General features: G+C 70.0%; 11 protein-coding genes. 7 read left to right on the top strand and 4 right to left on the bottom strand.

Annotated features, from left to right (window positions below; all coding sequences use genetic code 11):
- Positions 1-5: 5 nt before the first annotated feature.
- The 5 genes from A5730_RS19900 (at position 6) to A5730_RS19880 (ending at position 5,319) form a co-directional block, all read left to right on the top strand.
- On the top strand, positions 6-1,145 hold the full coding sequence (locus tag A5730_RS19900) for an FAD-dependent oxidoreductase (RefSeq protein WP_067904140.1): 1,140 nt from the start codon (positions 6-8) through the stop codon (positions 1,143-1,145).
- A 176-nt stretch (positions 1,146-1,321) separates the two neighbouring features.
- Entirely contained in the window at positions 1,322-2,032 is a 711-nt protein-coding gene (prrA, locus tag A5730_RS19895; protein WP_156349628.1) for a two-component system response regulator PrrA, read from the top strand.
- A 15-nt stretch (positions 2,033-2,047) separates the two neighbouring features.
- Positions 2,048-3,388 carry a HAMP domain-containing sensor histidine kinase gene (locus A5730_RS19890; protein WP_067904137.1) on the top strand — a complete coding sequence of 447 codons (1,341 nt, stop codon included), beginning with the start codon at positions 2,048-2,050 and terminating at the stop codon, positions 3,386-3,388.
- A 93-nt stretch (positions 3,389-3,481) separates the two neighbouring features.
- A complete protein-coding gene (locus A5730_RS19885; RefSeq protein WP_067904134.1) occupies positions 3,482-3,745 on the top strand; it encodes a DUF2630 family protein in 264 nt (87 codons plus the stop codon).
- On the top strand, positions 3,742-5,319 hold the full coding sequence (locus A5730_RS19880; protein WP_067904131.1) for an NAD(P)/FAD-dependent oxidoreductase: 1,578 nt from the start codon (positions 3,742-3,744) through the stop codon (positions 5,317-5,319). Before A5730_RS19885 ends, A5730_RS19880 begins: the two co-directional genes overlap by 4 nt.
- Before the next feature lie 4 nt (positions 5,320-5,323).
- On the opposite strand, the gene A5730_RS19875 is transcribed toward A5730_RS19880, so the two are convergent.
- Positions 5,324-6,616, bottom strand: a complete 1,293-nt coding sequence (locus A5730_RS19875; RefSeq protein ID WP_067904128.1) for a citrate synthase — start codon at positions 6,614-6,616, stop codon at positions 5,324-5,326.
- Between the two features lie 130 nt (positions 6,617-6,746).
- The gene (gene pdxH, locus A5730_RS19870) at positions 6,747-7,406 is read right to left on the bottom strand and encodes a pyridoxamine 5'-phosphate oxidase (RefSeq protein WP_067904125.1); all 660 of its coding nucleotides are present in this window, start codon (positions 7,404-7,406) and stop codon (positions 6,747-6,749) included.
- 72 nt (positions 7,407-7,478) lie between these two features.
- Here pdxH and A5730_RS19865 point away from each other — a divergent pair, with 72 nt between their 5' ends.
- Positions 7,479-8,600 carry a citrate synthase 2 gene (locus A5730_RS19865; protein WP_067904122.1) on the top strand — a complete coding sequence of 374 codons (1,122 nt, stop codon included), beginning with the start codon at positions 7,479-7,481 and terminating at the stop codon, positions 8,598-8,600.
- 122 nt (positions 8,601-8,722) lie between these two features.
- Positions 8,723-9,181 carry a VOC family protein gene (locus tag A5730_RS19860; RefSeq protein WP_067904119.1) on the top strand — a complete coding sequence of 153 codons (459 nt, stop codon included), beginning with the start codon at positions 8,723-8,725 and terminating at the stop codon, positions 9,179-9,181.
- Here the strand turns inward: A5730_RS19860 and A5730_RS19855 are convergent.
- The gene (locus tag A5730_RS19855) at positions 9,178-10,872 is read right to left on the bottom strand and encodes an FAD-dependent oxidoreductase (protein ID WP_067904117.1); all 1,695 of its coding nucleotides are present in this window, start codon (positions 10,870-10,872) and stop codon (positions 9,178-9,180) included. The two genes, A5730_RS19860 and A5730_RS19855, sit on opposite strands and share 4 nt — an antisense overlap.
- A 20-nt stretch (positions 10,873-10,892) precedes the next feature.
- Positions 10,893-11,918: a diiron oxygenase gene (locus A5730_RS19850; RefSeq protein ID WP_067904114.1), complete on the bottom strand. Its 1,026-nt coding sequence runs from the start codon at positions 11,916-11,918 to the stop codon at positions 10,893-10,895.
- Positions 11,919-11,929 lie beyond the last annotated feature (11 nt).

The raw sequence follows: 11,929 nt of genomic DNA, 5'->3' as shown, positions 1-11,929 counted from the left end.
CGGCCATGCAAGACACCGATGTCCTGGTGGTAGGCGCAGGTCCGACCGGTCTGACGCTCGCGGCCGCACTGCTGCGCCGCGGAATCGGGGTGACCGTGGTCGACAAAATGGCGGCCGGCGCCCACACGTCGCGCGCCGCCGCCGTCAACGCCCGCACCCTGGAGGTGCTCGAAGAGCTCGACGTGTCCCGGCGGATGGTCAAGGCGGGGCTGATCGCACCGCGATTCACCATGCGGCAGGGCCGGCGCATCCTGATGCCCGTCGACTTCGACGCGCTGCCCTCGGCCCACCCGTACACGCTGATGCTGTCCCAGGCCGACACCGAGCGGCTGCTGCTCGAGCGGCTCCGCGAACTCGGCGGCGACGTGGTCCGGCCCAAGGCGCTGAGCCGCATCACCCAGGACGCCGACGGTGTCACGGCGACGTTCGACGACGGCGACACCATCAGGGCGCGCTATGCCGTCGGCGCGGACGGCATGCACAGCACCGTGCGCGCGCAAGCCGGAATCGGCTTCCGGGGCGGGGAATTCGCCGAATCGTTCACGCTGGCCGACGTCCGGGTGACCGGCGAGGCGCCGCGCAACGAGGTGATCCTGTTCTACGCCAAGGACGGCCTGACGGTGCTGGCGCCGCTGCCCGGCGACATCTTCCGCGTCGTCGCGCCGACGGCCGACGCGCCCGAGCGGCCGTCGGCCGAGTTCGTGCAGGCGCTGCTGGACGCCCGGGGCTTCGGCCCGGGGCGAACGGTGGTCACCGAGCTGGTCTGGGGGTCGCGGTTCCACATCCATCACCGCGTCGCCGACAGCTACCGGGCCGGCCGGCTGCTGCTGGCCGGCGACGCGGCCCACGTGCACAGCCCCGCCGGGGGCCAGGGCATGAACCTGGGCATCGCCGACGCGGCGGCGCTGGCCGGGGCGCTCGCCGAGGTCCTGCGCGGCGACCTGGTCGCCGCGCTGGACGCCTACAGCGCCACCCAGCGCGAGCGCGCCGAGCGGGTGCTGAAACTGACGGGGCGGCTAACCCGGGTCTCGACGCTGCCGCGCCCGCTGCGACCCCTGCGCAACGCGGGAATGCGGCTGGCCGCACGGTTTCCCGCGGTGCGGCGGCAGCTGGCGCTGCGGTTGGCCGGGCTGGCGGCCCGTTAAGCCAAACCCGCACGAGCCCGGCGTGACTCGCCGCATCCGAGCGAATCCCGAAGGACGGCACCCCATTTCGTCCGCACGCCGATACCAGCGGGCAGTTGCGGCGCAGCGTCGAAACCGTAACCTTTTGGGCACCGGCGGCCCATCCTGGGCGCCGCCGCGACGAACAATCAGGCAAGATGGGCGGCATGGACACCGGTGGGATCTCACCTCGCGTCTTGGTCGTCGACGACGACTCCGATGTGCTCGCCTCACTCGAGCGCGGCCTGCGGCTGTCCGGGTTCGAGGTGTCGACCGCGGTCGACGGCGCGGAAGCCCTGCGCAGCGCCACCGAGACCCGGCCGGACGCGATCGTGCTGGACATCAACATGCCCGTCCTGGACGGCGTCAGCGTCGTCACGGCGCTGCGGGCGATGGACAACGACGTCCCGGTGTGCGTGCTCTCCGCCCGCAGCTCGGTCGACGACCGGGTGGCCGGGCTCGAGGCCGGCGCCGACGACTACTTGGTCAAGCCGTTCGTGTTGGCCGAGCTCGTCGCGCGGGTCAAGGCGCTGCTGCGTCGTCGCGGCGCGACGGCAACCTCGTCGTCGGAAACCATCACCGTCGGTCCGCTGGAAGTGGACATCCCCGGCCGGCGCGCCCGGGTCAACGGCGTCGACGTCGACCTGACCAAGCGGGAGTTCGACCTGCTGGCGGTGCTGGCCGAGCACAAGACCGCGGTGCTGTCCCGCGCGCAGCTGCTGGAGCTGGTGTGGGGTTACGACTTCGCCGCCGACACCAACGTGGTCGACGTCTTCATCGGTTACCTGCGCCGCAAGCTGGAGGCCAACGGCGGTCCCAGGCTGCTGCACACCGTCCGCGGAGTAGGGTTCGTGCTGCGCATGCAGTAACCAGGTCGAGCGGCGATGAATTTTGTGTCCCGAATCCTGACCCGTACGCCGTCGCTGCGCGCCCGGGTGGTGGTGGCGACGGTGATCGGCGCGGCGATCCCCGTTCTCATCGTCGGCATCGTCGTCTGGGTGGGCATCACCAACGACCGCAAGGAGCGGCTGGACCGCCGCCTCGACGAGGCCGCGGGTTTCGCCCTCCCGTTCCTGCCGCGCGGTGTCGACGAAATTCCCCGCTCCCCCAACGGCAACGACGCGATCATGACGATCCGCCGCGGCGACCTGGTCAAGTCGAATTCCGATGTCACCCTGCCCAAGCTGGCCGTCGACTACGGCGACGCCTACGTCAACGGCGTGCGCTACCGCGTGCGCACGGTCGAAATCCCCGCGCCGGAGCCGACATCGCTGGCCGTCGGCGCGACGTATGACGCGACGCTCGCCGAAACCAACAACCTGCACCGGCGGGTGCTGCTGATCTGTGGCTTCGCCATCGTCTCGGCGGCGGTGTTCGCCTGGCTCCTGGCCGCGTTCGCGGTGCGGCCGTTCAAACAGCTCGCGCAGCAGACCCGATCGATCGACGCCGGGGACGAGGCCCCGCGGGTGGAAGTGCATGGGGCCACCGAGGCCGTCGAGATCGCCGAAGCCATGCGGGGCATGCTGCAGCGAATCTGGAACGAGCAGAACCGCACCAAGGAGGCGCTCGCGTCGGCGCGCGACTTCGCCGCCGTGTCGTCGCACGAGCTGCGCACCCCGCTGACCGCGATGCGCACCAACCTCGAGGTGCTGTCCACCCTGGACATGTCCGACGACCAACGCAAAGAGGTGCTGGGCGACGTCATCCGCACCCAGTCGCGCATCGAGGCCACCCTGAGCGCCCTCGAACGGCTGGCCCAGGGCGAACTGTCGACATCCGACGACCACGTGCCGGTCGACATCACCGAGCTGCTCGACCGCGCCGCCCACGACGCGATGCGCATCTACCCCGACCTCGACGTCTCGCTCGTCCCGTCGCCGACGTGCATCATCGTCGGGCTGCCCGCCGGATTGCGCCTGGCCGTGGACAACGCGATCGCCAACGCCGTCAAGCACGGCGGCGCGACGCGGGTGCAGCTGTCGGCGGTGAGCTCGCGCGCCGGGGTGGAGATCGCCATCGACGACAACGGCGGCGGCGTGCCCGAAGAGGAACGCAGCGTGGTGTTCGAGCGGTTCTCCCGGGGATCGACCGCGTCGCATTCGGGGTCCGGGCTGGGGCTGGCCCTGGTCGCCCAACAGGCCCACCTGCACGGCGGGACCGCCGCCCTGGAGAGCAGCCCGCTGGGCGGCGCGCGGCTGGTGCTGCGCCTGCCGGGCCCGAGCTGAACGAGTTCGCCCACCGCGCAAGGCTTTTGACCGGCTCCGCGCCCGGGCCCGCCCAACCGATGCGGTCCGCGGAGGGTCGGGCACACTGGAGCGATGGGTAACGGCAACAAACCGACCGACAACGACACGCTGGCACACATCCGCGAGCTGGTCGCCGAGGAGAAGGCCCTGCGGGCGCAGCTGCAGCAGGGCGACATCTCCGAGTCGGAGGAACACGATCGCCTGCGCCGGCTCGAGGTCGAGCTCGACCAATGCTGGGACCTGCTGCGACAGCGCCGGGCGCTGCGCGACACCGGTGGTGACCCGCGGGAGGCGGAAGTGCGTCCGGCAGACGAGGTCGAGGGCTACCTGAACTGAGCGGCGACGCGGCAGACGTCGACGCCGTAGTCATAGGCGGCGGCCACAACGGCCTGGTGGCGGCGGGATACCTGGCGCGGGCGGGTCTTCGGGTGCGGTTGCTGGAGCGGCTGGGGCACGTCGGCGGGGCCGCCGTATCGGCGCAGGCCTTCGACGGGGTCGGGGTCCGGCTGTCGCGGTACTCCTACCTGGTCAGCCTGCTGCCACCGCGCATCGTCGACGACCTGGGCGCCGCCGTGCGGTTGGCGCGCCGGCGTTATTCCTCGTACACGCCCGACCCGGCGACCGGTGGGCGCCGTGGGCTGTTGATCGGCGCGGGCGGCGACACGTTCGCGGCGATCGGCGCCGACCCCGACGCGCGCGGGTTCGCCGCGTTCTACCAACGCTGCCGCCTGGTGACCGGGCGGCTCTGGCCGACGCTGCTGGAACCGTTGCGCACCCGCGAGCAGGCCCGCCGGCACGTCGTGGGCGACCACCCGGAAACGGCGGCCGCGTGGCACGCCCTGATCGAGGAGCCGATCGGGCATGCCATCACCGCGGCCGTCGACAACGACGTGGTGCGCGGGGTGATCGCGACCGACGCGCTGATCGGAACGTTCGCCCGCCTCGTCGACCCGTCGCTGATCCAGAACGTGTGCTTCCTGTATCACGTGCTCGGCGGCGGGACCGGGGACTGGGATGTCCCCGTCGGCGGGATGGGCGCGCTGACCGATGCCCTGGCCAGGGCCGCCGTCGGGCACGGCGCCGAAATCACTACCGGCGCAGAGGTTTACGCTGTCGAACCGGACGGCCTGGTCCGGTATCGCGCCGGGGACAAGGAGCGACTGATCCGGGCCCGGTTCGTACTCGCCGGGGTCACGCCGGCCGTGCTCGCCGGGCTGCTTGGGGAACGACCGCCTGCCCCCGCCCAGGGCGCGCAGGTCAAGGTGAACATGGTGCTGCGGCGCCTGCCCCGGTTGCGCGACGGCGGCGTCACACCCGAGCAGGCCTTCGCCGGGACGTTCCACGCGAACGAGACCTGGGCCCAGCTTGACGGCGGGTACTCGCACGCGGCCGCCGGGCAGGTCCCGGATCCCCTGCCCTGCGAGGCCTATTGCCATTCCCTGACCGACCCGAGCATCCTGTCGGCCGACCTACGGGAATCGGGCGCGCACACCATGACCGTGTTCGGCCTGCACACCCCCCACTCGCTGTTCGACGGCAGCTATTCCGGCGCCCTGCGCGACCGGCTGACCGAATCGGTGCTGGAGTCGCTGAATTCCGTTCTGGCCGAACCGATTCAGGACGTCTTGATGGACGACGCCCAGGGCCGGCCGTGCATCGAGACGACGACCACCCTGGACCTGCATCGCACGCTACGGATGACCGCCGGCAACATCTTCCACGGCGGCCTGGCCTGGCCCTTCGCCGACGACGACGACCCGCTGGACACGCCGGCCCGGCAATGGGGGGTGGCCACCGCGCACGAGCGGATCATGCTGTGCGGCTCCGGCGCCCGCCGCGGCGGCGCGGTGTCGGGCATCGGCGGGCACAACGCCGCGATGGCGGTGCTGGCCTCGCTGGCTGGTTGCTAGCCGGCTAGCGCGCGTCGATCGTCTGGTAGTCGCGCTCGGTGTAGCCGGTGTAGATCTGGCGGGGGCGGCCGATCTTGCTGTCGCCCTCGTCGTGCATCTCGCGCCAGTGCGCGATCCAGCCGGGCAGCCGGCCCAACGCGAACAGCACGGTGAACATCCGGACCGGGAAGCCGAGCGCCCGGTAGATCAGCCCGGTGTAGAAGTCGACGTTCGGGTACAGCTTGCGCTCGACGAAGTAGTCGTCGGTCAGCGCCGCCTCTTCGAGTTCCTTGGCGATGTCCAGCAGCGGGTCTCCCCCGAGCTTGGCCAGGATCTTGTCGGCCTGTTCCTTGACGATGCGGGCGCGCGGGTCGTAGTTCTTGTAGACCCGGTGGCCGAAGCCCATCAGCTTGACGCCCTCTTCGCGGTTCTTCACCTTGCGCACGAACTCGCTGACGTCGTCGCCACTTTCGCGGATCTGGTCGAGCATCTCGAGCACCGCCTGGTTCGCGCCGCCGTGCAGCGGCCCCCACAGCGCGTTGATGCCGCCGGAGATCGACGTGAACAGGTTCGCCCGGGACGATCCCACCAGCCGCACCGTCGACGTCGAGCAGTTCTGCTCGTGGTCGGCGTGCAGGATCAGCAGCATGTCCAGCGCCCGCACCACCTCCGGGTCGGCCTGGTACGGCTCGGCGGGCAGCCCGAACGTCATCCGCAGGAAGTTCTCCACCAGCGACAGCTTGTTGTCCGGGTAGAGGAACGGTTGCCCGACGGACTTCTTGTAGGCGTACGCGGCGATGGTGGGCAGCTTGGCGAGCAGGCGGATGGTCGACAGCTCGACCTGCCGGTTGTCCATCGGGTCCAGCGCGTCGGGGTAGTAGGCGCTGAGCGCGTTCACCACGCTGGACAGCACCGGCATCGGGTGCGCGTTGCGCGGGAAGCCGTCGAAGAAGCGCTTCAGGTCCTCGTGCAGCATGGTGTGCAGCTGGATCCGCTTGGTGAATTCCGCGAGCTGATCCTTGTCCGGCAGCTCGCCGTAGATCAGCAGGTAGCTCACCTCGATGAAGGTCGACTTCTCGGCGAGCTGCTCGATCGGGTAGCCGCGGTAACGCAGGATCCCGGCGTCGCCGTCGATGTAGGTGATGGAGCTCTTGCAGGCGGCGGTGTTGACGAAGCCGTTGTCGAAAGTCGTGTGCCCGGTCTTGGACAACAGGGGACCGAGCGCAATCCCGTCGGCACCTTCGGTGGCGCGAACGATCTCAAGGTCGATCTCGCCCCCCGGGTACTTCAGAGTTGCGGTGTCGTCGGTGTCGGCCACGAGAACCCCTTTGCGCTCTGGCTGGTATGGCTGCCCTGACTAGGTGCTTATAGGTGAAGGTAGTCGTTGTCGCGTTCGCGTGCCTGCCCGGGGTCGGGTCTGCGGCGTCGCACCGGCCCCTCGGCTCGGGTCAGGGCTGCAGGCGCTCGACCCGGTCGCCGATGACCCGGATCCGGTTATGCAACCGGTTCTCCCGCCCCTGCCAGAATTCGACCTCCTCCGGGGCGAGCAGGTAGCCGCCCCACCCCGGTGGCACCGGGACCTGCTCGCTGTCGGCGAAGCGCGCGGTCACCTCGGCCAGCTGGTCGAGCAGGGCCGCCCGCGAGGCGATCGGACGCGACTGCTGCGAGGCCCACGCCCCCAGCTGCGAGCCGCGCGGCCGCTTGGACCAGTAGTCCTCGGTGACCTCTTCAGTGACCTTGCTCACCGCGCCGCGGATGTGCACCTGCCGACCCAGCAGGTACCAGGGAAAGGTCACCGACGCATACGGCGTCACCGCCAGGTCGGCGCCCTTGGCCGAGTCGTAGTTGGTGAAAAATGTGATCCCCGACTCGTCCACGCTCTTGCACAGCACCGTCCGGCTCGTCGGCCTGCCGTCGGCGACGGTGGCCAGGACCATGGCGTTGGGTTCGGCGACGCCCGAGCCCTCCGCGTCGTCGATCCATTTGCGCAGCAAGGCAACCCAGCCGTCGTCGAGCCAATCCGCGTCGAGATCCGGACTGCCGTCCTTTTCCACCGATCCGTACTCCACGCGCATTCTCTGCAGGTGCTCACGGTCTGGTCCGGCCATCGCGCCAACGCTACCGGGGCTTGCTACCGGCCGGTAGCGTCGGCGCGAAGCTGGGGTGCGAGAATTTTCGGTATGACTGTGGTCCCCGAAGACTTTGTCCCCGGCCTCGAAGGCGTGGTCGCGTTCACCACCGAGATCGCCGAGCCGGATAAGGACGGCGGCGCGCTGCGCTACCGCGGCGTCGACATCCAAGACCTGGTGAACCAGCAGGTCACGTTCGGCGAAGTGTGGGCCCTGCTGGTCGACGGGAAGTTCGGCCACGGATTGCCGCCCGCCGAGCCGTTCCCGCTACCCATCCACACCGGCGACGTGCGCGTCGACGTGCAAGCGGGCCTGGCGATGCTGGCCCCGATCTGGGGCTACCGCCCCCTGCTCGACACCGACGACGCCACCGCCCGCGACCAGCTGGCCCGGGCCTCGGTGATGGCGCTGTCCTACGTCGCCCAGTCCGCGCGCGGCATCTACCAGCCCGCCGTCCCGCAACGCGTCATCGACGAATGCTCGACTGTCACAGCCCGTTTCATGACGCGCTGGCAGGGCGAGCCCGACCCGAGGCACGTCGAGGCGATCGACGCCTACTGGGTCTCGGCCGCCGAACACGGCATGAACGCCTCCACCTTCACCGCGCGGGTGATCGCCTCGACCGGGGCCGACGTCGCGGCGGCGCTGTCCGGGGCGATCGGGGCCATGAGCGGGCCGCTGCACGGCGGCGCGCCGGCGCGCGTCCTGCCGATGATCGAAGAGGTCGAGCGCACCGGCGACGCCCGCGGCCTGGTCAAGAAGATCCTGGACAGCGGCGACAAGCTGATGGGCTTCGGGCACCGCGTCTACCGCGCGGAGGACCCGCGGGCGCGGGTGCTGCGCGCGACCGCCGAGCGGCTGGGCGCGCCGCGCCACGAGGTCGCGGTCGCGCTCGAGCAGGCCGCCCTGGGCGAGCTGCGCGAGCGCCGTCCGGACCGCGCCATCGAGACCAACGTCGAGTTCTGGGCGGCCGTGATCCTGGACTTCGCCCAGGTACCACCCAACATGATGCCGGCGATGTTCACCTGCGGGCGCACCGCCGGCTGGTGCGCGCACATCCTCGAACAGAAGCGGCTCGGCAAGCTGGTTCGCCCGTCGGCCATCTACGTGGGTCCCGGCCCGCGTAGCCCCGAGTCCGTCGAGGGTTGGGACCGCAGCCTCACCAACGCCTAGTTGTCGGTGCCCGGCGATTTAATGGGTGTCGCCGCGATGAGTTTGCGTCGCGGGAGCAGTCATAACTCGCGAGCCTGCCCGTCCCGGGCCGGCCTGGGAGACCGACAGCAAGGAGAACGACAATGGCACCTAACATCGAACCCGCCCTGTCCCCGCACCTCGTGGTGGACGACGCCGCCGCCGCAATCGACTTCTACGTCAAGGCCTTTGGCGCCGAGGAGATAGGGCGTGTGCCCCGTCCGGACGGAAAACTCGTCCACGCGGCGGTGCGCATCAACGGCTTTCTCGTCATGCTCAACGACGACTTCCCCGAGATGTGCGGAGGCAAGTCGATGACGCCGAAATCCCTGGGCGGCACCCCGGTCACCATCCACCTGACGGTCACCGACGTCGACGCCAAGTTCCAGCGGGCGCTGGATGCGGGCGCCACCGTGGTCGCGCCGTTGGACGACCAGTTCTGGGGTGACCGCTACGGCGTGGTCGCCGACCCGTTCGGCCACCACTGGTCGATGGGGCAGCCGGTCCGCGAGGTCCCCTACGAGGAGATCCAGGCCGCGATGGCGGGGCAGGGCGCCGGCTAGCCCAGCAGCCGGTCCAGCAGCCCGCGTCGCTGCGGCGGCGCGGGCTCGGCGGCGGCAGCGGCGGCGAGCATGTCGGCGACGTCGGTGAACTTGTTGCGCGGGCGGCCGTCGCCGCCGCGGGCGATCTCGGCGGCGTCGATTGCCCGCCAGCCGCACGCGTCGAGGGCGTCGGGCTGCCGGGCCCGGACCAGGTTGTCCAGCGCCCGGCGCCCGGCCGCCGGATCGCCGAGCTTGCCGGCGTTGAAGTCCTCGACCAGGGCATGAACGGTTTGCAGCGAGCACGATTTGTTCGTGCCGATGAACCCGCTGGGGCCCCGCTTGATCCAGCCGGCGACGTAGGCCCCGGGCACCGGCGCCCCGGAGTCGGGGTCGACCACGCGCCCGCCGTCGTTGGGCACGACGGCCGCCGACTCGTCGAACGGCAGATCGCGAATCGGCTTGCCGCGGTAGCCAATTGAGGTCAGCACCAGGCCCGCCTCCAGTTGGCTCAGCTGGTCGGTGCCCGTGACGGCGAACTCGACGCCGGTGGCGCGTTGGTCACCCAGCACCCGATTCGGGGTGAGCTGGTAGGCGAGCCTGATGCGCGGCGCCTCGGAGTTGTGGGCCGGCGCCGAGTCGTCGCCGAGCTTGCTCAGTATTTCCAGCTTGCGCCTGGTCAAGCCGTCCGTGACGGTGGCGAGATCGGCCGCGACCAGCTCGTGGTCGGCCGCGCTGAGCACGACATCGGACGAGCCCGTGAGCCCGATCAGTTCGGGCAGGGTGAATGCCGACTGCGCGGGGCCGCGCCGGGCGGCGACCACCACCTCGCGGACCGCGGAGCCGCGAAAGGCCGCCAGCGCGCGGTCGGAGATGTCGGTCCGGGCCAGGTCGTCGGGATCGGCCGTGAGCACGCGGGCGACGTCGAGGGCGACGTTCCCGTTGCCCACGATCACCACCCGCTCGTGGCCGAGATCGACTGGCAGATAGGCGAACTCGGGATGCCCGTTGACCCACGCGACGAATTCGGTGGCGGTGCCGGTGCCCGGCAGGCCCATGCCCTCGATCTCCAGGCGACGGTCGTCGGGGGCGCCCACGGCGTACAACACGGCGTGATGGTGGGCGAGCAGATCGGCGTGGCTCAAGTGCCTGCCGACCTCGACGTTGAGGTAGAACCGGAAGCGGCGGTGACCGGCGACGCGGTCGAAGAGCCGGGTCACCCGCTTGGTGTTCTGGTGATCGGGGGCCACGCCGGCGCGCACCAACCCGTACGGCGTGGGCAACTTCTCAAAGACGTTGACGCGCACGCCATGCTGGGTGAGCAGTTCGTCGGCGGCGTACATCGCCGCCGGCCCGGACCCCACGATGGCCACGGTCAGCGGCCGCCGGCTCGCACGCACCTCGGCCGCCGGCAGCACCGGCGCCAGCTTCGAGGTCGGCGGCAACTTCTCACCCTTTGGCAGCTCCGGGTAGAAGGACGCGTTGATCTCGACGAACGGCAGCTGCTTGGTATCCAGGCGGGTGTCAGGAGCGATCGCGCCGACCGGGCAGGCGCTCACGCACGCCCCGCAGTCCACGCAGGCAACCGGATCGATGTAGAGCATCTCCGAGGTGGCGAAGCCGGGCTCGTCGGGCGTGGGGTGGATGCAGTTCACCGGGCAGGCGAAAACGCAGGACCCGTCGTTACAGCACGACTGGGTAATAACGTGCGGCATAGGCGATTACCCGTGCGGCCCTAGGCGGCCGGCGCCGCGGCCAGGTGCCGGCGCTGCGGCTCGCTGCGGTAACGCGACGGCTTGCCGTCGATCTTGCAGAGCCGCCACATGAGCCGCGCCGAGCGCGTCTCCATCAGCCCGGTGTCGTGGGCCAGCATCCGGACGTCACCGAACATGTCGCTCAGCCACTTTCGCGATTCCGGCGAGCGGAAGAACAGCTCCCGCTTCACCTCGCGAGGAATGTCGAACTCCTGCCAGAACGCCTTGGGCGGCACCACGATCGCCCGGCACAGGACCTTCATCGTCAGCGGCAGGTACAGCGCCGTCCAGAACCGCTGGCGGCGCGTCAACTGCGGCACCCGCCGGCGCAGGAACTCATGGGCGAAGGAGATGTGCCGCGCCTCCTCGGCCACGTGGATGGCCATCACCCGCTCCATGATCGGGTGCAGCGACTTGCCTTCGCGCAGAACGTTTTTCTGCGTGTGATCGATCGGCTCCTCGCCAGCGAGCACGCCGATGAAGAATGCCACCGGCAACGGACCGGCGACCAGGGGAACCAGCGGCGAGAGCCACTTGAGCAGCCGCGGCATGCCCGGAACGTCGGCGCCGACGCGGTTGACCATCTCCTGGAACATCATCGTGTGGTTGCACTCTTCGACCGATTCGTGCAGGCAGTACCGGTATTCCGGGGACCCGTTCGGCACCCAGAACGTGTAGTTCATCAGTCCGCGGATCAGGATCGACTCGAAGTGCAAACCGACCTTGGCCACGTTGGCCTGGCGCCACATGCCGATCTTGATCTTGCGCTCGTCCGACTGCGCCCGATACCACGGGTGGCGACCCAGGGGGTCGGTCTCGGGCAGGATCCACCGCGGGTCGTTCTCCGTGACGGCGAATTCCGCTGAATCCCAATCGATGTCGGTATACGGGTTGAAATTTCGCCGCACCGACCCCTCGGACAATGTGGCAAGCGTGTTGACGTATTCGGTGTCGTCGCGCACTTCCATATTGCGGCGCCAGCGCCGAACCATGCGTGTCCTGGCCATATCCAAGCCTC

Source organism: Mycobacterium sp. ACS4054 (assembly GCF_001667275.1).
Classification (GTDB): Bacteria; Actinomycetota; Actinomycetes; order Mycobacteriales; family Mycobacteriaceae; genus Mycobacterium.
This window is presented reverse-complemented; position numbering and strand designations above follow the sequence as displayed.